22 protein-coding genes are annotated in these 21619 nt (G+C 57.9%); 11 read left to right on the forward strand and 11 right to left on the reverse strand.

Going from position 1 to position 21619, the window contains the following annotated elements:
- Window positions 1-63 precede the first annotated feature (63 nt).
- The 5 genes from yebS (at window position 64) to DR88_RS11685 (ending at window position 6150) form a co-directional block, all read left to right on the forward strand.
- Window positions 64-1347, forward strand: coding sequence for a membrane integrity lipid transport subunit YebS (gene yebS / locus DR88_RS11705; protein ID WP_004148843.1), 1284 nt, complete (start codon window positions 64-66; stop codon window positions 1345-1347).
- Window positions 1316-3949 carry a PqiB family protein gene (locus DR88_RS11700; RefSeq protein ID WP_004148844.1) on the forward strand — a complete coding sequence of 878 codons (2634 nt, stop codon included), beginning with the start codon at window positions 1316-1318 and terminating at the stop codon, window positions 3947-3949. The genes yebS and DR88_RS11700 overlap by 32 nt, the downstream gene beginning before the upstream one ends.
- A 123-nt stretch (window positions 3950-4072) precedes the next feature.
- Complete coding sequence (gene rsmF / locus DR88_RS11695; protein ID WP_004148845.1) at window positions 4073-5506, forward strand: 16S rRNA (cytosine(1407)-C(5))-methyltransferase RsmF; 1434 nt, start codon at window positions 4073-4075, stop codon at window positions 5504-5506.
- A gap of 115 nt (window positions 5507-5621) precedes the next feature.
- Window positions 5622-5861: a YebV family protein gene (locus tag DR88_RS11690; protein WP_002911393.1), complete on the forward strand. Its 240-nt coding sequence runs from the start codon at window positions 5622-5624 to the stop codon at window positions 5859-5861.
- Window positions 5862-5958: 97 nt separating this feature from the next.
- A complete protein-coding gene (locus tag DR88_RS11685; RefSeq protein ID WP_025860695.1) occupies window positions 5959-6150 on the forward strand; it encodes a YdfD/YebW family protein in 192 nt (63 codons plus the stop codon).
- Here DR88_RS11685 and pphA read toward each other — a convergent pair.
- Window positions 6147-6800 (reverse strand): protein-serine/threonine phosphatase, encoded by a 654-nt coding sequence (pphA, locus tag DR88_RS11680; protein WP_032443931.1) that lies wholly within the window; start codon window positions 6798-6800, stop codon window positions 6147-6149. The two genes, DR88_RS11685 and pphA, sit on opposite strands and share 4 nt — an antisense overlap.
- 156 nt (window positions 6801-6956) lie before the next feature.
- Here pphA and DR88_RS11675 point away from each other — a divergent pair, with 156 nt between their 5' ends.
- Window positions 6957-7925 carry a VirK/YbjX family protein gene (locus DR88_RS11675; protein ID WP_073980558.1) on the forward strand — a complete coding sequence of 323 codons (969 nt, stop codon included), beginning with the start codon at window positions 6957-6959 and terminating at the stop codon, window positions 7923-7925.
- A 104-nt stretch (window positions 7926-8029) separates the two neighbouring features.
- Window positions 8030-8173, forward strand: a complete 144-nt coding sequence (locus DR88_RS30855; protein ID WP_002911398.1) for an Ecr family regulatory small membrane protein — start codon at window positions 8030-8032, stop codon at window positions 8171-8173.
- A gap of 635 nt (window positions 8174-8808) precedes the next feature.
- Here DR88_RS30855 and DR88_RS11670 read toward each other — a convergent pair.
- The 3 genes from DR88_RS11670 to yobA are packed head-to-tail and all read right to left on the reverse strand — an operon-like array spanning window position 8809 to window position 10411.
- Window positions 8809-9147: a YebY family protein gene (locus DR88_RS11670; protein WP_002911404.1), complete on the reverse strand. Its 339-nt coding sequence runs from the start codon at window positions 9145-9147 to the stop codon at window positions 8809-8811.
- 16 nt (window positions 9148-9163) lie between these two features.
- The gene (gene copD / locus DR88_RS11665) at window positions 9164-10033 is read right to left on the reverse strand and encodes a copper homeostasis membrane protein CopD (RefSeq protein WP_025860697.1); all 870 of its coding nucleotides are present in this window, start codon (window positions 10031-10033) and stop codon (window positions 9164-9166) included.
- 3 nt (window positions 10034-10036) lie between these two features.
- Entirely contained in the window at window positions 10037-10411 is a 375-nt protein-coding gene (yobA, locus tag DR88_RS11660; RefSeq protein WP_004151448.1) for a CopC domain-containing protein YobA, read from the reverse strand.
- Between the two features lie 112 nt (window positions 10412-10523).
- Between yobA and DR88_RS11655 the strand changes: the two genes are divergently transcribed.
- Both DR88_RS11655 and exoX read left to right on the forward strand, forming a co-directional pair.
- Entirely contained in the window at window positions 10524-10754 is a 231-nt protein-coding gene (locus tag DR88_RS11655; protein ID WP_025860700.1) for a DNA polymerase III subunit theta, read from the forward strand.
- Between the two features lie 78 nt (window positions 10755-10832).
- The gene (gene exoX / locus DR88_RS11650; RefSeq protein WP_021440386.1) at window positions 10833-11492 is read left to right on the forward strand and encodes an exodeoxyribonuclease X; all 660 of its coding nucleotides are present in this window, start codon (window positions 10833-10835) and stop codon (window positions 11490-11492) included.
- Between the two features lie 3 nt (window positions 11493-11495).
- Here exoX and ptrB read toward each other — a convergent pair whose 3' ends face one another.
- The 3 genes from ptrB to DR88_RS11635 all read right to left on the reverse strand — a co-directional run bounded on the left by ptrB (window position 11496) and on the right by DR88_RS11635 (window position 14823).
- Window positions 11496-13556, reverse strand: coding sequence for an oligopeptidase B (gene ptrB / locus DR88_RS11645; protein ID WP_004148850.1), 2061 nt, complete (start codon window positions 13554-13556; stop codon window positions 11496-11498).
- Between the two features lie 120 nt (window positions 13557-13676).
- Entirely contained in the window at window positions 13677-14336 is a 660-nt protein-coding gene (locus DR88_RS11640; protein ID WP_025860703.1) for a tellurite resistance TerB family protein, read from the reverse strand.
- A 139-nt stretch (window positions 14337-14475) separates the two neighbouring features.
- Entirely contained in the window at window positions 14476-14823 is a 348-nt protein-coding gene (locus DR88_RS11635) for a YebG family protein (RefSeq protein WP_004175424.1), read from the reverse strand.
- A 144-nt stretch (window positions 14824-14967) separates the two neighbouring features.
- Here DR88_RS11635 and purT point away from each other — a divergent pair, with 144 nt between their 5' ends.
- Window positions 14968-16146, forward strand: a complete 1179-nt coding sequence (gene purT / locus DR88_RS11630; RefSeq protein ID WP_025860706.1) for a formate-dependent phosphoribosylglycinamide formyltransferase — start codon at window positions 14968-14970, stop codon at window positions 16144-16146.
- Window positions 16147-16202: 56 nt separating this feature from the next.
- Here purT and DR88_RS11625 read toward each other — a convergent pair whose 3' ends face one another.
- The 4 genes from DR88_RS11625 to DR88_RS0126110 all read right to left on the reverse strand — a co-directional run bounded on the left by DR88_RS11625 (window position 16203) and on the right by DR88_RS0126110 (window position 20552).
- Window positions 16203-16844, reverse strand: coding sequence for a bifunctional 4-hydroxy-2-oxoglutarate aldolase/2-dehydro-3-deoxy-phosphogluconate aldolase (locus DR88_RS11625; protein WP_002911423.1), 642 nt, complete (start codon window positions 16842-16844; stop codon window positions 16203-16205).
- Between the two features lie 38 nt (window positions 16845-16882).
- The gene (gene edd, locus DR88_RS11620) at window positions 16883-18694 is read right to left on the reverse strand and encodes a phosphogluconate dehydratase (protein ID WP_002911425.1); all 1812 of its coding nucleotides are present in this window, start codon (window positions 18692-18694) and stop codon (window positions 16883-16885) included.
- Between the two features lie 222 nt (window positions 18695-18916).
- Window positions 18917-20392, reverse strand: a complete 1476-nt coding sequence (gene zwf, locus DR88_RS11615) for a glucose-6-phosphate dehydrogenase (RefSeq protein WP_002911427.1) — start codon at window positions 20390-20392, stop codon at window positions 18917-18919.
- Between the two features lie 10 nt (window positions 20393-20402).
- Window positions 20403-20552, reverse strand: coding sequence for a hypothetical protein (locus tag DR88_RS0126110; protein WP_004145554.1), 150 nt, complete (start codon window positions 20550-20552; stop codon window positions 20403-20405).
- Between the two features lie 159 nt (window positions 20553-20711).
- On the opposite strand from DR88_RS0126110, the gene DR88_RS11610 reads away from it, so the two are divergent.
- The gene (locus DR88_RS11610; protein WP_004145555.1) at window positions 20712-21617 is read left to right on the forward strand and encodes a MurR/RpiR family transcriptional regulator; all 906 of its coding nucleotides are present in this window, start codon (window positions 20712-20714) and stop codon (window positions 21615-21617) included.
- Window positions 21618-21619: the final 2 nt, after the last annotated feature.

The following is a 21619-nucleotide window of genomic DNA, read 5'->3' on the forward strand; positions in this document are numbered from 1 at the left end:
GGCTCAAGATGAATTCATTCATAGGTTAAGATAGTGAGATACATTCATTCCTGTACGTAATAAATGCCGATAAAAACACCCACCCTCAAACCTGCGAAAAAGATGGTCGTGCATACCGTCAGCACGCCGCTTCCCTATGCGCATTATCAGCGCTGTACGCAGTGTGACATGCTCTTCCGCTTACCGGTGCTCAAACGCAACCAAAGCGCCTGGTGTCCGCGCTGTAACGCGAAGGTGCGCGATGGCCGCGACTGGTCGCTGACCCGCCTGGGCAGCATGGCCCTCGCGATGCTATTGCTCATGCCTTTCGCATGGTCTGAGCCTCTGCTGCGCCTGCATCTGTTGGGCGTACGCATCGACGCCAACGTCCTGCAGGGGATCTGGCAGATGACCGCGCAGGGCGATCCGATTACCGCCGCCATGGTGCTGTTTTGCGCGGTGGTCGCCCCGGTGCTGCTGGTGGTCTCCATCAGCTATCTCTGGCTGGGCAATGTGCTGGGGATGAACCTGCGGCCGCTGCTGCTGATGCTCGGCAAGCTTAAAGAGTGGGTGATGCTGGATATCTATCTGGTGGGCATCGGCGTCGCCTCCATCAAGGTGCAGGATTACGCCTTCCTGCAGCCGGGCATCGGTCTGGTGGCGTTTATCTCCCTGACGTTGTTGAGCATCCTGACGCTTATTCATATGAACGTCGAAGAGCTATGGGAGCGTTTCTATCCCGAGCGTCCGGCGACCCGCGCCGATAATAATCTGCAGGTGTGCACCGGCTGCCATTACACCGGCTATCGCGACGCGCGCGGCCGCTGCCGACGCTGCCACACGCCGCTGCATCATCGCCGACCGCAGAGCCTGCAGCGCAGCTGGGCGGCGCTGATTGCCTCGCTGGTTTTCCTCTTTCCGGCCAACCTGTTGCCAATCTCCATCATCTACGTCAACGGCGCGCGCCAGGACGACACGATCCTCTCGGGGATCATCTCCCTGGCCAGCAGCAATATCGCCATTGCCGGGGTCGTGTTTATCGCCAGTATTTTGGTGCCATTCACCAAAGTTATAGTGTTATTTACCCTGCTGCTCAGCATACAATTCAAGTGCGAGCAGGGATTGCGCACCCGCATCCTGCTGCTGCGGCTAATCACCTGGATTGGCCGTTGGTCGATGCTGGATCTGTTTGTTATCTCACTCACCATGTCGCTAATAAATCGCGATCAGCTCCTCGCCTTCACCATGGGGCCGGCTGCGGTTTACTTTGGCGGCGCGGTAATTTTAACTATTCTTGCAGTTGAATGGCTGGACAGCCGCTTACTTTGGGACGCACATGAGTCAGGAAACGCCCGCTTCGCAGACTGAAGCCAGAATAAAAACCAAACGCCGTATTTCGCCATTCTGGCTGCTGCCGGTCATCGCGTTGCTGATTGCCGCCTGGCTAATCTGGACCAGCTTTGACGATCGCGGATCGACGATTACGATTGATTTCCAGTCCGCGAACGGCATCGTGCCGGGACGGACGCCGATCCGCTATCAGGGGGTTGAAGTCGGCACCGTCCAGGATATTAGCCTCAGTAAAGATCTGAGTAAGATTGAGGTTTCGGCCAGCATCAAACGCGATATGAAAGATGCGCTGCGCAAAGAGACCCAGTTCTGGCTGGTCACGCCGAAAGCCTCTCTGGCCGGCGTATCGGGCCTCGATGCGCTGGTGGGCGGGAACTACATCGGCATGATGCCGGGCAAGGGTGAACCCGAAGATCACTTTGTCGCCCTTGACACCCAACCTAAATACCGCATTAACAACGGCGAGCTAATGATCCACCTGCAGGCGCCGGATCTTGGCTCTCTGAACAGCGGCTCGCTGGTCTACTTCCGAAAAATCCCGGTCGGGCGGGTGTATGACTATTCCCTGAATGCCAATAATCAGGGGGTGACCATCGATGTGCTAATTGAGCGCCGGTTTACCAATCTGGTGAAAAAAGGCAGCCGCTTCTGGAACGTCTCAGGCGTCAAGGCCGACGTCGGCCTGAGCGGGGCCAAAGTGCAACTGGAGAACCTGTCCGCGCTGGTGAACGGCGCCATCGCCTTTGACTCCCCCGCCGATTCGCATGTCGCCTCGCAAAACGATGAATATCACCTGTATGAAGATCTGGCGCATAGCCAGCGCGGCGTGGTAGTGACCCTCGATCTGCCTGATGGCGACGGACTGAAAGCAGGCTCGACGCCGCTCATGTATCAGGGGCTGGAGGTGGGCCAGTTAAGCAAACTGAATCTAAACCCCGGCGGCAAAGTTACTGGCGAGATGACCGTCGACCCGAGCGTGGTGACGCTGCTGCGGGAGAAAACGCTGATTCAGATGAAGAAGCCGAAGCTCTCCCTCGATAACCCCAGCATTAGCACCCTACTCACCGGCAATACCTTTGAGCTGGTGCCCGGCGAAGGCGAGCCACGCAATCACTTCTCGGTAATGCCCGCGGATAAAGCGCTGCTGGATGAGCCCAACGTCGCCACCGTTACCCTCTCGGCGCCGGAAAGCTACGGCATCGACGGCGGTCAGCCGCTGGTGCTGCACGGAGTAAAAGTCGGCCAGGTGCTGGAGCGTAAACTGACGGCCAAAGGGGTAACCTTTCAGGTTGCCATTGATCCTGAATACCGCGATTTAATTCACGGCGACAGCAAATTTGTGGTTAACAGTCGTCTGGACGTCAAAGTGGGGCTCGACGGCGTGCAGGTGCTGGGCGCCAGCGCCAGCGAATGGGTGAACGGCGGGATCAGGGTGATCCCCGGCGAAAAAGGCAAAATGCAAAGCAGCTATCCGCTGTACGCTATCCTTGAAAAGGCGCAGGAAAATAGCCTGAGCGAAGTGCCGACCACTACCCTGAGCCTGTCTGCTGAGACGCTGCCTGATGTTCAGGCCGGCTCGGTGGTGCTGTATCGTAAATTCGCCGTCGGCGAGATCATCGCCGTCAAACCGCGCAAGGATGCATTCGATATCGATCTGCATATCAAGCCGGAGTACCGCTACCTGCTGACCAACAACAGCGTCTTCTGGGCGGAAGGCGGTGCGAAGGTCAAGCTTGACGGTAACGGACTCACCGTGCAGGCCTCGCCGCTGGCGCGCGCGATCAAAGGGGCGATCAGTTTCGATAACCTCAATGGCAGCAGCGCCGGAGCACGGCTGAATAACAAACGTATCCTTTATGCATCTGAAACGGCGGCGCGCGCCGTGGGCGGCCAAATCACCCTGCACGCGTACGACGCCGGGAAGATGGCGGCCGGGATGCCGATTCGTTATCTCGGCATCGACATCGGTCAAATCCAGTCGCTGGAGCTAATCACCGCCAAAAACGAAGTGCAGGCGAAAGCGGTGCTCTATCCGGAATACGTCGGCACCTTCGCCCGCGCCGGGACCCGCTTCTCGGTGATCACTCCGCAAATCTCCGCCGCGGGCGTGGAACATCTCGACACCCTGTTCCAGGCCTACATCAACGTTGAGCTCGGCCGCGGCCCGGCGCGACGCGATTTTGAGATCCAGGATACGACGATCAGCGATTCGCGTTATATCGACGGCCTGAACATCGTGGTGGAAGCGCCGGAGGCGGGGTCGCTTGGCATCGGTACGCCGGTCCTGTTCCGCGGACTGGAAGTCGGGACGGTTACCGGACTGTCGCTGGGGTCGATGTCTGACCGGGTGATGGTTAAGCTGCGCATCAGTAAGCGCTACCAGTACCTGGTACGTAATAACTCGGTGTTCTGGCTGGCCTCGGGTTACAGCCTCGACTTCGGCCTGATTGGCGGGGTGGTGAAAACCGGTACCTTCAATCAGTTTATCCGCGGCGGGATCGCCTTTGCCACGCCGCCGGGCACGCCGCTGGCGCCGAAGGCCCAGGATGGCAAGCACTTCCTGCTGCAGGAGAGCGAGCCGAAAGAGTGGCGGGAGTGGGGCACCGCTCTGCCGCAGTAATGCCCCCTTCTCCCGCCCCGGGCAACGCCGGGCGCGGGGAAAGGATAAACCGCACGCCCCGGTGTCACGCGCCGGGGCGTTTGTGCTAAACTGCGCACCCTTTTTTTCTGTGGTGCGCTGCCCGTGGCTGAAAATACTGTCTATTTCCCTGAAGCGTTTCTCGCTCAAATGCGCGCGGCGATGCCAGCGCATCTCTCTTTCGACGACTTTATCGCCGCCTGTCAGCGCCCGCTACGCCGCAGTATTCGCGTCAATACGCTGAAGATTAGCGTCGATGATTTCCTCTCTCTGGTTGCCCCCTACGGCTGGCAGCTCGCGCCGGTGCCCTGGTGCGCAGAGGGATTCTGGATCGAGCGAGAGGATGACGACGCGCTGCCGCTGGGCAGTACCGCCGAACATCTCAGCGGGCTGTTCTATATTCAGGAAGCCAGTTCGATGCTGCCGGTCGCCGCCCTGTTCGCCGATAACCGGCAGCCCGAACGGGTGATGGACGTTGCCGCCGCCCCGGGATCGAAAACCACCCAAATTGCAGCCCGAATGGGCAACGCGGGCGGCATTCTCGCCAATGAATTCTCCGCCAGCCGGGTGAAGGTGCTGCATGCCAACATCAGCCGCTGCGGCATCAGCAACGTCGCTCTGACCCACTTCGACGGCCGGGTTTTTGGCGCGGCCTTGCCCGAAACCTTCGATGCCATCCTGCTTGACGCCCCCTGCTCCGGCGAAGGGGTTGTACGTAAAGACGCCGACGCGCTGAAAAACTGGTCGCCGGAGAGCAACCTCGACATCGCCGCCACTCAGCGCGAGCTTATCGACAGCGCCTTCCATGCTCTGCGCCCTGGCGGGACGCTGGTGTATTCCACCTGCACCCTGAATCGTGAAGAAAATCAATCGGTCATTGAGTGGCTGCTGTCCCGCTATCCGCAGGCGGTGGAGATCCTGCCGCTGGGAGAGTTGTTTCCCGGCGCAGCCGACGCCTTAACCGCGGAAGGTTTTCTGCACGTTTTTCCGCAAATTTACGATTGCGAAGGCTTCTTTGTCGCAAGGTTGCGCAAAACTGCGGCGATCGATCCGCTCCCGGCGCCAGGCTATAAGGTCGGTAAATTCCCGTTTACGCCGCTGAAGGACCGGGAGGCCGCCGCGGTAACTGCCGCCGCCAGGGCTGTTGGCCTGGAGTGGGACGCAGGCCATACGCTGTGGCAGCGGGATAAAGAGCTGTGGCTGTTTCCGCTGGCTTTGGAGCCCCTGTTCGGCAAGGTGCGCTTTTCTCGCATCGGCGTGCGCCTGGCGGAGCTGCACAATAAGGGGTACCGCTGGCAGCATGAGGCGGTTATCGCCTTTGCCGCGCCGCAGCGGGCCTTCGAGCTGTCGCAGGAGGAAGCGGAGGAATGGTATCGCGGGCGCGACGTCTATCCGCAAACCGCGCCTGGGCAGGATGAAACCATTGTGACCTTCCAGGGCGTCCCGCTGGGCCTGGCGAAGCGCGTCGGCTCCCGACTGAAGAACAGCTATCCGCGCGAACTGGTGCGCGATGGAAAACTTTTTGCCGGCAAGGTGTGAGGCCGCGCAAAAAATGCGCACTTTTTGACTGGCGCTTTTCGCCCCATTGACTACGCTGAAAAATAACGGCCATAACTGGTCGTACCACAACTCAGCTGAAAAATGGGGTGAAACGATGAGTAAAACCAATGTCCGCATCGGCGCGTTCGAAATAGACGATGCCGAACTGCACGGTGAGCATCAGGGTGAGCGAACGTTAAGCATACCCTGCAAATCCGATCCAGACTTATGTATGCAGCTTGACGCCTGGGATGCCGACACCAGCGTGCCCGCGATTCTCAATGGCGAACATTCCGTTCTCTACCGTAAACATTACGACCGCCAGTCCGATGCCTGGGTCATGCGCCTTGCCTGACACCAATGAACCCGTCGCCTGAGACGGGTTATTTATTTCCCCGTCCCGCCGTCATCCCCTACACTAAATAGTATGTGAACCCGAGCATGAGGCCAGGATGTTTGCCTTAGTGTTGTTTATTTGCTATCTGGATGGCGGCTGCGAGGACATTGTGGTTGACGTCTACCGCGAGGAAACGCAGTGCTTAGTGGCGATGGAGGATCAGCGGATCCGCCACGGTGGCTGCTACCCGATAGAAGATTTTAGTGATGGCTTCTGGCAACCCGCCAGCGAATACAGCGACTTTTAGCCTGCCGACTGCAGCGCCACCAGCGTCAGCATCCCACCAAACACAGCGCCCGTATCAATATAGTGTTGATTATCGTGGTCATAACGCGCCTGAAGCGGCGTATGGCCAAACCAGAAATGGTCTGCGCCGCCAATAGCGCCATGGCGCCCCGCCAGGTGTTCACTCAGACGATGGCGGCTCCATAGTACCCGTTGGGGATCCACCGGCTGCTGCCAGCGATAGAACGGCGCCGGGTAATCGGCGTGGGCGATCACATGCCGCGCTTTCCCGCATTCCACTTCAATAATCAACGGTAGCCGCCGACAGTGCGCCAGCAGCCGATCGACGTCGGCCCGCTGCCACGCATCGCCCTTGACGTACCAGTCGCCACCGTTCATCTGCCAGAGCCGCATATCTCCGCTCTCCAGCGCCTCCAGCGCCATCTGCTCATGATTCCCCCGAACGGTCCTGAACCAGCGACAGCGCAACAGGCCAAGACAATCGGCGCTCTGCGGCCCGCGATCGATCAGATCGCCCACCGAGATCAGCAGATCGGCCCAGGGATCAAAGCGCAACTGACGCAGGCGATTCATCAGCAGCGCAAAGCAGCCATGCAGATCGCCCATCAGCCAGATATTACGCCAGTCGCTGCCGTTAATACGTTGATACATATAATTACCCCTCAGCGGTAATTATAGGTAATTCCAGCAAAGGTCCACGGAATTTAATTTACACCTCAATCAATTTTAAACAGACGGCAAATATAGTCCGCCAGAGGATTAAGCTTGTCAGTGGCTCGCTTTAAAATAGGGGGAAATCACAACGAGGTGTTTATCGTGACAGACAATAGCCTGCATTCATCCGGCGTGCTAGCGCCGCGCTCGCATCTTATTGCCGATCTGGTGATGGGCAGATTGACACCAGCCCCCATCTGGCGGCAAAAAAATTACCGCTTTAAGTTTTTGCTGCGCACGGCCCTATTTTATAACGCCACCAGAGCGATGCTGGAAGCGCTCAGCGCTCGGGATGATTTTAATCAGCTGCTGGCCGCGCAGGCTACGCTGCCGGGCAAAGTACACCGTCAATATCTGACCCGCGATCTCAACGCCTGGCAGCGGGCGGTGGCGGTAATCAACCATTATCGCTATATCGACACCCTACGCGGATCGCGGCTGGCGCACGCTATGACCGCGGTGTCTGAGGTCCCGCTGCTGACGTTAAACGGAAAAGAGGACCGCCGGTTTACTCTTTATGCCTCCTCGGCAGGCAAAGCCGAACGTGAGGGTGAAACCACTCTGTGGCTGCGCGACAGCGACCACACCCTGCTGGCCAGCGCCACCTTCAGCGTAACCCGTGATCACGATGCCTGGCAGCTGGTTATCGGCGGTCTGCAGGGGCCACGACGTCACGTTTCTCATGAGGTGATTAAGCAGGCGACTCGCGCCTGCTACGGCCTGTTTCCGAAGCGCCTGCTGCTGGAGTTTATCTGGCAGCTGGCCGCGCGCAGCCAAATCGCGGCTATTTACGGCGTCAGCGATAATGGTCACCTGTTCCGCGCCCTGCGATATCGCCTGAGCAAAGGCCGCCATTTCCACGCCAGCTACGACGAGTTCTGGCAGTCTATCGACGGCCAGCCGGAAAGCCCCTGGCGCTGGCGGCTACCGCTATGTCTGGAAAGAAAATCGCTGGAGAGTATCGCCAGTAAAAAACGGGCTGAATATCGGCGGCGATTCCAGCTGCTGGATCAGCTGACGGAGCAGGTGGCAATATTGACGCAGCGGCATGCCGGTGACTAAATTGCGCTGTCGGTGAAGCCGAATTACAACATGGCGTTTGCTTATTATGTCAATATTTCGCTACTATCAGGGTCCCCGAAGGCCACCGGATAGTCGCTTGCATAATGAGTAAAACCGAAATTTTTCTGCTGATTATTCTGGCGGTCATTCTGCTCGGGAGCATATGGTTTATTTTTAGCGATGAAATTTGGCTATTGCTCTGCTATCTGGAAAGTCAGATATACCCTACATTCAGCGTTCCGCAATAATATTTTCCGCCCGCAAAAGTGCTCGTGCTTATTATTTATGCCACCTCGTCAGCCGGCGAGGTGTAATCGCATGAATTGCCAAATCGTTTAGATTTTGCTTATTTTATTTATCATACAAATATGTATACTAGCAGGCTTCCGATGTTGGCCCGCCAGTTAACCTGCACGCCGGGCCTGTTTAGGTGCAGGTTTTTTCTTTTCTCCGCCCTCGTTTACGGTTCCACCGTTGCCACCTCCCCTTCCACAGGATGCGATTTATGTGTAAATGAATTGTGTATGCTAAAAACGGTGTGCTATAACGGGACATCCAGAGGCCAGCGGGTGTTTGACTGACAGGATGTCGCTGGCTCTTGAGAAAGAAGACAGATAAAGATAAAAAGAGACCGAATACGATTCCTGTATTCGGTCCAGGGAAATGGCTCTTGGGAGAGAGCCGTGCGCTAAAAGTTGGCATTAATGCAGGCTAAGTCGCCTTGCACTATAAGAATAGTTTAACGCGTCAGCTTTTCCAGTCCGCGGCCAAAGTGGCTGCATAATTCCTGGAAAGGGGGCCCCTGCCAGCGAAAAAACCGCCACTGCCGTTGTCCGGCAAGGGCGGTTTTTTTAATGTTATTACAGCAGGATAGCGAGAAAGTTTAGCAGAGCTTCTGCGCTCGCTCGATAAAGGGCGCGAGGCTCATTTTTTGTCCCGGATGCTGCGGATCGTCGATCTGGATCACTGAGATCGGCTGCGCGGTGGTTTTGCCGGCTTTGACCTGCTGCTCAGCCACCTCATTGAGCGGATACTGAACCAGCGTGCTCGGGTTGATGGCGTAAAGCGCGTTACCCGGTCGACAGGTCAACATAACCTCTTCCCGGTTGAACGCCCAGCTCTCCTTCCCCACCTCAAAACGGCTCACGGTGATAATTTGTGGCGCTGCCAGAGCAGCCCCGGAGCTTGCCAGTAACAACATGGTCAGAACAATTTTTTTCATGATTTTGCCAGTTAATTCAATAAGGTTCCCAGGTGGCGAACAGACTGACGGCCAGCAGCGCCAGCGCGCCCAGCCCTATTTCAGCCTGCGTGGTTCGCAGGATCAGGCTTTCCGCCCGCGAACCGCTTGCCGACATGCGCGGTACCAGAACATACCTGTTCACTAACGCAATTACCACCATCCCGGCGACCAGCGCACATTTGATCAACAACATGCGTCCCCACGGCGATGCGCCAATCAATCCTCCCTGTATCAACAGCGCATTGAGCGCTCCGCTGGCAATCGTGCCGGCGACGGCCAGATGCCCGTAACGTGAAAAGCGCGCCATGATATAGACCGCGGCCGGCCGCCAGCGCCCCTGCGCCAGGCGCAGGCAATAGATAAAGGGCAACAGACCGCCAAACCAGCTGGCGACGCAGAAGAGATGCACAGCGTGGTTTGTCCGCTGCAGCACGCCGGTGAGACCATCGTGCATAGCGGCGTGCCCTACCCCGGCGGAAAGCAGCAGCTGTGCCGCCAGCAGGGCCACCAGCTGGCGGGCGCCGTGACGGGGACGGATCCACACTACCGCAAGCGCGATCCACGCCAGTAGGATCTGCCAGATCCACACTCCACCAAAGTGGGTCCCGGCCACCGCCTGCCAGACGGCGGGTCGCCAGACATCCGTCCAGCCCTCGCCCATTATTCCTCCCTGCAGGAGATACAGCGCCAGCGTAGAGATCGCGCCGATCAGCAGCAGCGGGCGCAGTAGTGGATAAAAGCGCAGCATCAGCACGCGTCTCAGCGGTACCGGCGCCCACCAGGCGCCATACAGCACGCAGCCAAAAGCCAGCATCAGGGAGATAAAGTGCCCAAAGCGCAGGGTAATATAGAGCCCGGTCAGCATCGCTTACTTCACGCTAAAGGTATATTGCCCTTTGGTTTTATGACCATCCACCGAGACCACATGCCATGCCACGGTGTACTCTCCCGGCGGCAAGGCTTCCGCCAAAGGTAACGTGACCTCGGCGGGATTATCGGCGCTGCGGGTCAGTTTTCCGGTAGCCACCGCATGCTGCTGCGGACCGGTGACGGTCACGCCGCTGAATGCGGGTTCAATACCTTCGGAAAAACTGAGCGTCAGCGTCTGTGGGGAAGCTGAAAGCTGCGCCCCGGCGGTCGGGATCTGCTGCTGCAGGTGAGCGTGGGCGAAGGCGCCCGCCGCGGTTAACATCCCGGCAAGCGCAACGGAGAGACGCAACGCGCGTCCAGCAAGAAGTCGCATATTCGTCATTCCCTTTTGTTATGTCTGTAGCACAGAGAATAACCCTGTATAATGCCAGAGTCGAGCCAGGCATCTGGCCCTGACCGGATTTATAAGCAGAGTGGAGTGGATGATGGAAAGAAATCTGGCCAAAATTTCGCAAGATGAGATGGATAAAGTCAATGTCGATCTCGCCGCCGCCGGCGTTGCTTTTAAGGAACGGTACAATATGCCGGTGGTCGCTGATTTAGTCGAGCGTGAACAGCCTGCACATCTGCGCGACTGGTTCCGTGAACGACTGATCTCCCATCGGCTGGCCTCCGTCTCCCTTTCGCGACTACCGTGGGAGCCGAAACAGAAATAATGCGCGCTCGCCTCCTCCCCGTCGGTTGGCAAGCCCGGCCAATTCCATTACGCTTATTGTTTTGCTCTGGAGCGAGCCATGCTGCGCGTCATTGATACCGAAACCTGCGGCCTGCAGGGGGGCATCGTTGAAATCGCCTCGGTCGATATAGTCGACGGGCAAATTACCAATCCCATGAGCCATCTGGTGCGTCCCGATCGGCCCATCAGCCCGCAGGCGATGGCTATCCACCGGATCACGGAAGAGATGGTCGCCGATAAGCCGTGGATTGAGGAGATTATTCCGCACTATCATGGCAGCCCGTGGTACGTCGCGCATAACGCCAGCTTCGATCGCCGGGTGTTGCCGGAGATGCACGGCGAGTGGATCTGTACGATGAAGCTGGCCCGACGCCTGTGGCCGGGAATCAAATACAGCAATATGGGGTTATATAAGTCACGTAAGCTGAACGTGACTACGCCGCCGGGACTGCATCACCACCGGGCGCTGTATGACTGCTATATCACCGCCGCGCTGCTGCTGGATATCATCAATGTTTCCGGCTGGACCCCTGACCAAATGGCCGATATCACCGGTCGGCCGGCGCTGCTGACTACTTTTACCTTCGGCAAATACCGGGGTAAGGCCGTCGCCGAGATTGCTGAAAACGATCCAGGCTATCTGCGCTGGTTATTCAACAATCTCGACCGCATGAGCCCCGAACTGCGCCTGACGCTCAGGCATTACCTCGGGGAATAGCGCCTACACTGCCGCTTTTCCCGGCAGTGTCCCCTGCGCCAGGGCGATGAAAAAGGCGTACTCCAGCGCCACCCCTTCATAGCTTTTAAAGCGCCCGGATTTTCCGCCGTGTCCGGAATCCATATCGGTGCAGAGCAGCAGCAGGTTATCGTCGGTTTTCAGTTCCCGCAGTTTCGCCACCCATTTAGCCGGCTCCCAGTATTGCACCTGGGAATCATGCAGACCGGTAGTCACCAGCATGTGGGGATACGCCTGCGCCCTCACGCCGTCATAGGGACTGTAGCTTTTCATATAGTGATAATAGGTTTCATCCTGCGGATTTCCCCACTCTTCAAATTCACCGGTGGTCAGCGGAATAGTTTCATCCAGCATGGTGGTCACCACATCGACGAACGGCACCTGGGCTATCACGCCATGGAACAGCTCTGGCCGTTCATTCACGGCCACGCCCATCAGCATTCCGCCGGCGCTGCCCCCCATGCCGTAGCAGAGCCGCGGATCGCCGTACCCCTGGGCAAGCAGCGCGTCACAGACGTCCAGATAGTCGTTGAAGGTATTTTTCTTACACAGGAATTTACCGTCTTCATACCATTGCTGACCCAGCTCGCCGCCGCCGCGGACGTGGGCGATGGCGTAGACAAAGCCGCGGTTGAGCAGGCTCAGCCGGCTGGCGCTGAAATCGGCATCGATACTCTCGCCATATGAGCCATAGCCATAGACCAGCAGCGGGTTGCTCCCTTGGCGAAAATGTTCGCGATGGTAGACCAGAGAGACCGGGACTTCGACGCCATCGCGGGCGGTCACCCACAGGTGTTCGCTCTGGTAGCAACTCGTATCCAGCCCCTTTACCTCCTGCTGTTTGATCACTCTTCGTTCGCCGGTATCCATATCCAGTTCAAACAGCGTATCCGGCGTAGTCATGGAGGAATAGCCGTAGCGCAGTCGCGACGTTTCGGGCTCCGGATTATAGGCAAGCCAGGTGACATAGGCCGGATCGTCAAAAGCGATCCCCACCACCTCCCGGGTCTTGCGGTTAATTTGCCGCAGACTGGTCAGGCCACGCTGACGCTCTTCCACAACCAGCCAGTCGGTAAACAGGGTAAATCCTTCGAGCATCACGTCGTGACGCGGCGGGATCAGCGTGGTCCACTGTTCTTCATCACGCAGCACGGTACGGTAGAGGCCGAAATTCTTCCCCTCCCGGTTGGAACGAAGATAGAAAGCGTGCTGATAGTGATCAAGACTGTATTCATGATCTTTACGCCGTGGCAGAAAGCAGACCGGCTCGGCGTCTGGCAGTTCGGCGTTGAGCAGCAGCACTTCGCTGGTGGTGGCGCTGGAGAGATAAATTACCACGAACTGCTGGGAGGTGGTTTTATGCACGCTGACGTAGAAGGTCTCATCTTTTTCCTCGTAGACCAGCGCGTCGCTCTGCGCCGGTGTCCCGACGGTGTGGCGCCAGACCTGATAAGGGAGCAGCGTGGTGGGATGTTTACGCACATACCAAACAAAGCGTGAATCGTTGCTCCAGGCAAAGCCGGAGGTGACATTTTCGAGGATTTCCGGGTACCACTCGCCGTTGCTGAGGTCGCAAAAGCGCAGGCCGTACTGGCGGCGGGAAAGGTAATCTTCCGCCACCGCCATTAGCTGGTTGTTGGGCGCAATGCCCAGTCCGCCCAGGGTGTAGAACTCGCTCTTCGCCGCCCGCTGGTTGGCATCGAGCAGGATCTCCCACTCATCCCACTCTTCTTTCAGCACCGACTGCCGCTGGTAGATAGCGTATTCGCAGCCCGGCTCATACACCTGACGGTAGCGAAAGCCGTTTTTACTGTAGGGGGCAGAGACTTCCCGCTGCGGAATGCGGTCGATAATCTCCTTCAGCAGACGCTCCTGCAGGCTGAGCTGCGAATCCATCACTTGCTTGCCGTAAGCGTTCTCCGCGTGCAGATACTCCAGCACGTCAGGTCGCGCGCGCTCATCGTCGCGCAGCCAGTAATAATTATCGATGCGTGTATCGCCATGCAAGGTCATGGCGTGAGGGATCCGTTTAGCTTTAGGTGGCATGTTATTCTTCTGCTGCTTTATCGTGACACAAGAGCATTCAGGCCGCAGGGTGGCGCCTGAATGATGACGTGTCTATAAGGGTGGCAAAAGACGCGAGCGATGCAAGCGAAACGTGATGATTTAGACGCTTAGCGCTTGTTTTTGTGACTGGATATCCTGTTCTATATCGGCCCGGACATCTTTCGGCAGCGCCAGGGCGTCTCCCAGCGCATTAAGGTAGCTACGCTCCATAAAATGGTCGATATCAATCACCGCGCAGCTGACGTAGTAGATCTCCAGCGCCTCCTGCGGGTCGATGATGCCCTCGGCGAGACGCTGCGGATCCAGCGGCTGGGCCAGCGCCTGGTCAATTAGCACCCGGGCCTGAACGTCAATATTGGCCGCCCGCAGCTGAGTTTCAATATTCGCCCGCTCGTGGTCATCAATATGACCGTCGCTTTTCGCGGCAAATACCAGGGGCGTGATCAGCCGCACGCTGCGCGGATCGACATCCGTCGGCGCCGCTGCCGTCTCAGGCGCCTGGGCGGACGTATTCTGCGCGCGCATTTTCTGCTGATACTTGTTCCATAACACCGTGCCCGCCACCGCCCCGCCGCCTGCCAGCAGCGCGCTAGTGCCATATTTCGCCAACAATTTGCGTGACGATTTGCTGGCCACCAGCAATCCGGCCAGCCCACCGATGGCGCCGGGCAGCAGGCCGCTCCCTTTTGACGACTCGCCGGACGGTGACGCACCCTGCTGCCCGAGCAGCGACTGCAGTTGATGTAGCCAGTTAGCCATGGTTTTCCTCTCAGGTGACAAACACTGTTATCAGCCTAAACGACGCGATGTCAGGAAATGTTAGATATGGCTAAAGATGCGCAAAGGTACGTGCGACGGCAGCATCGGGGCCGACCGACCAGTGACTGACCGCCAGCGTTCAGGCTGCCTTGGCTTTGCGCGCTTTGGCCGCCGGCACGGCGTCATCACCCGCCGGAGAAGTCTCGGCGGTAGCCGACGGCGCGGAGGCGTCCTGTGCGGGCGTCTCTTGCTCCGGCAGTCGGCCAACTCGCAGGATATGCTGCAGCGCTTCTTTACGCTCAGCCAGCCACATCGCCATGGTATCGCGCTGGACGTCATCCATCTCCAGCGGGGATGCCACCAGCCAGTCATTCAGCACCTCTGCCAGATCGAGCATTTTGTCGTAAGCGTCGGCCTCTTTTTTGCTGGCAAAAGACATTTTTTCCTCACCTTCGCGGATCACCACATATTTAATTTCAACCGCCATACTGCAGCCTCTCAACACTGTATTTTTATACAGTATAGCAAATTTCCCTCCCGGACTCAACTCACGCGCGTTACGCGCGTAAAGACATACGCAAACGTTTTCGTTTATAATCGCTGCCATCTTTTTTTACTGCGGATGAGAGTTATGACTGTATTAGGCACCGCGCTGCGCCCGGCAGCCACCAAAGTTTTGCTGTTAGGTTCCGGCGAGTTGGGTAAAGAAGTCGCTATTGAATGTCAGCGTCTGGGCATTGAAACCATCGCCGTAGACCGCTACCCCGATGCCCCGGCGATGCAGGTCGCCCACCGCGCCCACGTCATCAATATGCTGCACGGCGAGAGCCTGCGCGCCCTGATTGAACAGGAAAAACCCGATTACATCGTGCCGGAGATCGAAGCTATCGCTACCGACACCCTGGTCGAACTGGAACAGGCCGGGCAGAAAGTGGTCCCCACGGCGCGGGCGGCAAAGCTCACCATGAACCGCGAAGGCATTCGCCGCCTGGCGGCGGAAGAGCTGCAGCTTCCCACCTCGCGCTATCGTTTTGCCGACAGCGAAGAAGGCTTCCGCGCGGCGGTTACCGAGATCGGTTTGCCATGCATCGTTAAACCGGTGATGAGCTCCTCCGGCAAAGGCCAGAGCTTTATCCGCTCGGCTGACCAGCTCAGCGAAGCCTGGCGCTATGCGCAGCAGGGCGGCCGCGCTGGCGCCGGACGGGTGATCGTCGAGGGGGTGGTGAACTTCGATTTCGAAATCACCCTGCTCACCGTCAGCGCCGTCGACGGCGTGCATTTCTGCGCTCCGGTTGGCCATCGCCAGGAAGACGGCGATTACCGTGAGTCCTGGCAGCCGCAGCAGATGAGCGACCTGGCCCTCGAGCGTGCCCAGACCATCGCCCGCAAGGTGGTGCTGGCGCTGGGAGGTTATGGTCTGTTTGGCGTGGAGCTGTTCGTATGCGGCGACGAGGTGATCTTCAGCGAAGTCTCCCCGCGACCACACGACACCGGGATGGTGACGCTTATCTCCCAGGATCTCTCGGAATTCGCCCTGCACGTTCGCGCCTTCCTCGGGCTACCCGTCGGCGCTATCCGCCAGTATGGCCCGGCCGCCTCCGCGGTGATCCTTCCGCAGTTGTCCAGCCAGAACGTCAGCTTTGGCCAGCTGCAGTCGGCCGTCGGGGCTGGCCTGCAGCTGCGTCTGTTCGGCAAGCCGGAGATTGACGGTACCCGCCGCCTGGGGGTAACCCTCGCCGTCGCCGATTCGGTTGAGGAGGCCGTGGCGCGCGCTAAAGCCGCCGCCGCGGCGGTCATCGTCGAAGGGTAAAGACAAAAAACCCGGTCGCGTTGCCGCAGACCGGGTTGTTGACCTGGAGGCGTGGTTTATTTCGCGCCTTCCACCGCTTCTCGCGCGAGGGTGGTGATGCGATCGTAGTCGCCGGCTTCGAGGGCGTCGGCTGGCACCAGCCAGGAACCGCCGATGCACAGTACGCTGTTCAGCGCCAGGTAGTCACGGTAGTTGGCCGGAGAGATACCGCCGGTCGGGCAGAAACGAATGTGGCCGAACGGACCCGCAATCGCCTGCAGGGCTTTCACGCCGCCGTTAGCTTCCGCCGGGAAGAATTTAAACTCTTTCAGGCCATACTGCATACCCAGCATCAGCTCAGATACCGTGCTGATCCCCGGGATCAGCGGGATGGTGCCGTCTTCGGTCGCCGCTTTCAGCAGGGATTCGGTAAGACCCGGGCTGATAGCGAACTGCGCGCCGGCTTCCGTTACCGCTTTCAACTGCTCAACGTTGGTAACCGTGCCCGCGCCGACAATCGCGTCCGGAACTTCTTTGGCAATCGCGCGGATCGCCTCCAGGGCGCACTCGGTGCGCAGAGTCACTTCCAGCACGCGAACGCCGCCCGCCACCAGCGCTTTCGCCATCGGTACCGCGTGTTCCAGCTTTTTCACTACGATAACCGGGACAACCGGACCGGAGGTGAGGATTGCTTCTGCTGTTGTTTTCCAGTTTTTCATCAGGATTTTCTCTCGCCAGATCTAGAAATTAAATCGTCTTAAAAAGTGATGCAGGTTGCGCCCTGCTCCGCGCCAGAGAGCTTCTCACGCAGCGCCCCAAACATCTCCCGACCGGTTCCCACGCGCGACGCGCTGAGGTCAGGGATATGCGGCTGACGCGCCGCCAGTTCGGCCTCATCCACCAGCAGCGTCAGTTCCCCCGTCTGTCCGTTCACGCGAATAAGATCGCCATCGCGCACTTTCGCCAGCAAGCCGCCATCATACGCTTCAGGCGTGACGTGAATGGCTGACGGGACTTTACCGGAGGCGCCAGAGAGTCGGCCATCGGTCACCAGCGCTATTTTGAAACGGCGGTCCAATAATACACCAAGTGGCGGCATAAGTTTATGTAATTCTGGCATCCCGTTCGCTTTTGGCCCCTGATGACGGACCACCACCACGCAGTCTTTGTCCAGCAGCCCCGCTTCAAAGGCCGGCAACACGTCGTGCTGGCTCTCGAATACCACCGCCGGCGCTTCAATCACCTGGTTCTCCACCGGGACCGCCGAAGTTTTCATTACCGCGCGTCCCAGGTTGCCGCTCAGCACCTTGGTGCCGCCGTGGCGGGAGAATGGTTTTTCAAAGGTCGCGATGACCTGGTCGTCCAATGGCGCTGTCGCCCCTTCGCGCCAGTCCAGCTCGCCGTTATTCAGCCATGGCTCCAGGGTGTAGCGCGACAGGCCAAAGCCGGCCACGGTGTGAACATCCTCATGCAGCAGGCCGCCTTTCAGCAGCTCGCGCACCAGTACCGGAACGCCGCCTGCCGCCTGGAAGTGGTTGATATCCGCCGGGCCGTTGGGATAGAGGCGCGCCAGCAGCGGCACCACGTCTGACAGGTCGGAGAAATCGTCCCAGTTAATGATAATTCCCGCCGCGCGGGCCATCGCCACCAGGTGCATAGTGTGGTTGGTGGAGCCACCGGTCGCCAGCAGCGCCACGATGCCGTTGACCACCACTTTTTCGTCAAACATTTTGCCCAGCGGCATCCACTCATTGCCGTTGCCGGTCATGCGGGTGACCTGGCGCGCGGCGGCGGCGGTCAGCGCTTCCCGCAGCGGAGCATCCGGATGGACAAAGGACGAGCCCGGCAGCTGCATGCCCATAAATTCGACCACCATCTGGTTGGTGTTCGCCGTTCCGTAGAAAGTACAGGTCCCCGGCGCGTGATAAGAGGCGGCTTCGGACTCCAGGAGCGCCATACGGTCAACTTTCCCTTCTGCATACAGCTGGCGAATGCGAACCTTCTCTTTATTCGGCAGGCCGCTGGCCATCGGACCGGAGGGAATAAAGACCGACGGCAGATGGCCAAATGAGAGCGCCGCCATGGTCAGACCGGGAACAATTTTATCGCAGACCCCGAGATACAGGGCCCCGTCGAACATGTTATGCGACAGGCCGATGGCGGCGGACATAGCGATCACCTCGCGGCTCAGGAGTGAAAGCTCCATCCCGTCCTGCCCCTGCGTTACGCCGTCGCACATCGCCGGCACGCCGCCGGCGACCTGGCCGACCGCATTGGCGCTGTGTAGCGCTTTGCGGATGATCTCCGGGTAGTGTTCATAGGGCTGGTGAGCGGACAACATGTCGTTGTAGGAGGTGATGATGGCAATGTTGTTGCGCAACATGCTCTTCAGGGAGGCTTTGTCGTCAGCCTGGCAGGCCGCGAATCCGTGAGCCAGATTGCCGCAGGCCAGTTGCGCACGATGCACGGTGTCGGTTTTGGCCTGGTTAATCCTTGCGAGGTAAGCCGCGCGGGTGTCACGCGACCGTTCGATAATGCGATTTGTTACCCGTAACATTGTCGAATTCATAAAGGCTCCTCAAATTTTTATCTGTCCGGCCGCTGCGTGATGACGTGTTGACGTGGTAAAGGCCACAAACACCAGCGCTCAGGGGCAAAATATCTGCAGGCAGTGTAATAAAAAAAGCCCCGTGGGTGAATCCTCACGGGGCTTAAAAGATTAAAAAGCGTGCGACTTTCTGCGTCAGATCATGTTACCGGTAAAATAACCCTGACGGATTAGCCTCCAGCCTTACTCGAACTCGTTCCATGAACGACCGTCGCGAGTGATCATGGCCACCGACGCAACCGGTCCCCAGGTCCCGGCCTGATACGGTTTCGGCGCATCGCGGTCGGCTGCCCAGGCTTCGGTAATGGAGTCAACCCATTTCCACGCCTCTTCTACTTCGTCGCGGCGAACGAACAGCGCCTGGATGCCACGCATGGTCTCCAGCAGCAGACGTTCATAGGCATCGGCCAGGTGCGTCTGGTTAAAGGTCTCGGAGTAGCTCAGATCCAGTTTAGTGATCTGCAGGTTATGTTTATGATCGAGGCCCGGCACTTTGTTCAGTACCTGGATATCTACCCCTTCGTCCGGCTGCAGGCGAATGGTCAGCTTGTTCTGCGGCAGCTCCTGCCAGGTCTCTTTAAACAGATTCAGTTCCGGGGTTTTGAAGTAAACCACTACCTCTGAGCATTTGGTCGGCAGACGTTTGCCGGTGCGCAGATAGAACGGTACGCCAGCCCAGCGCCAGTTATCGATATCGACGCGGATCGCCACGAAGGTTTCGGTGTTGCTGGTCTTGTTGGCCCCCTCCTCTTCAAGATAGCCAGGCACTTTTTTGCCCTGGGCAAAGCCGGCGGTATACTGGCCGCGAACGGTTTTCTCGCGCACGTTGGAGCGGTCAATACGGCGCAGGGATTTCAGCACCTTGACCTTTTCATCACGGATGCTGTCGGCGCTGAGATCGGACGGCGGCGACATGGCAATCATGCACAGGATCTGCAGCAGGTGGTTCTGGATCATGTCGCGCATCTGCCCGGCCTGGTCGAAGTAACCCCAGCGCCCTTCAATACCCACCTCTTCCGCGACGGTGATTTCGACGTGATCGATGGTGCGGCAGTCCCAGTTATTGACGAACAGGGAGTTGGCGAAGCGCAGCGCCAGCAGGTTGAGGACCGTCTCTTTACCGAGATAGTGGTCGATACGGTAGACCTGACACTCTTCAAAAAACTCGCCGACCTGGTCGTTGATTTCACGGGAGGTTTCCAGCGAGGTGCCGAGCGGTTTTTCCATGACCACGCGCGCAGGCTTGGCATTAAGCTTCGCTTCGCCCAGCCCTTTACAGATCGCGCCAAAGGTGCTCGGCGGCATAGCGAAATAGTTGATGGTGACACGGTTCTTTTGATCCAGCATCTCACCCAGGCGGGTGAAGCCGCTGGTGTCATTGACGTCAAGATTACAGAACTCCAGGCGTCCGCTCAGGGTATCCCACAAACCTTCATCAATTTTTTCCTTCATGAAGGTTTCCAGCGCTTCGCGCACGACTTTGGTATAAGCCGCTTTATCCCAGTCGGCACGGCCGACGCCAATGATTCTGGTGTCAGCGTGGATCTGGCCCGCCTTTTCAAGCTGATACAGGGAAGGCAACAATTTACGCCGCGCCAGGTCGCCCTTCGCGCCGAAAATGACCAGGTCGCATGCCTGGGCCGTTTGCGTTACCGCCATGTCATTCTCCTCAGTTGATAGTCTGGTGCTTTTGCCAGGCTATATTTGTAATTTTCTTACACTGCACTGTACTGTGTTTACGTATTTCCCGAAAGCCTTCCCCTTCGTTTGCGGCGGTAAAACCGCACAGGGTGAAAACATTCGGCGATGATTTGGGCATTCGGCCGTTATTGTTCGTTGTTTGTACCTGGTTCAGGTCAGTAAAATACGACCCTGATCATGTAATGAAAAAAAACAACATCATTTCACGTCATTCCTCACCGCTTGCGCTTGCGGAGGGGTATATTCTTGCTAAAACGCCCAATGATTTCACCCATTAATGAAATCGTTTCCATTGATGAGCGCCCTGTTACTAATGAACATGCTGGAAAAAATCCAGTCCCGACTGGAACACCTTAGCAAATCTGAACGCAAAGTGGCGGAAGTGATCCTCGCCACCCCCGAGCAGGCCATTCATTCGAGCATCGCCGCCCTCGCCCTTGAGGCCGGGGTTAGCGAACCGACCGTCAATCGCTTCTGCCGTAGTCTCGAAACCCGCGGATTCCCTGACTTCAAACTGCATCTGGCCCAGAGCCTTGCGCACGGCACGCTCTATGTTAACCGGAATGTCGATGAAGACGACAGCGTTGAGTCATACACGGGAAAAATATTCGAATCGGCCATGGCGAGTTTAGATCAGGTGCACCATTCTCTCGACATGTCGGCGGTAAATCGCGCGGTGGATCTGCTGACTCAGGCCAAAAAAATCGCCTTTTTCGGCCTCGGCTCCTCAGCGGCGGTCGCTCACGACGCGATGAACAAATTTTTCCGCTTTAACGTGCCGGTCATCTATTCCGACGACATTGTCCTGCAACGGATGAGCTGTATGAATTGCGATGACGATGATGTGGTGGTGATTATCTCGCATACCGGAAGAACCAAGAGCCTGGTGGAGCTGGCGCAGCTGGCTCGTGAAAACGATGCCATGGTGATCGCTCTCACCTCCGCCGGGACGCCGCTAGCCAGGGAAGCCACGCTCGCCATTACCCTTGATGTGCCGGAAGATACCGACATCTATATGCCGATGGTCTCCCGTTTGGCCCAGTTGACCGTCATTGACGTGTTGGCGACTGGCTTTACCTTGCGTCGGGGGGCAAAATTCAGAGATAACTTGAAGAGGGTCAAGGAAGCGCTGAAGGAATCGCGTTTTGATAAAGAACCATTCGTACCCAGTGATAATCAATAAAA

The organism is Klebsiella pneumoniae (genome assembly GCF_000742135.1).
GTDB classification, from domain to species: Bacteria; Pseudomonadota; Gammaproteobacteria; order Enterobacterales; family Enterobacteriaceae; genus Klebsiella; species Klebsiella pneumoniae.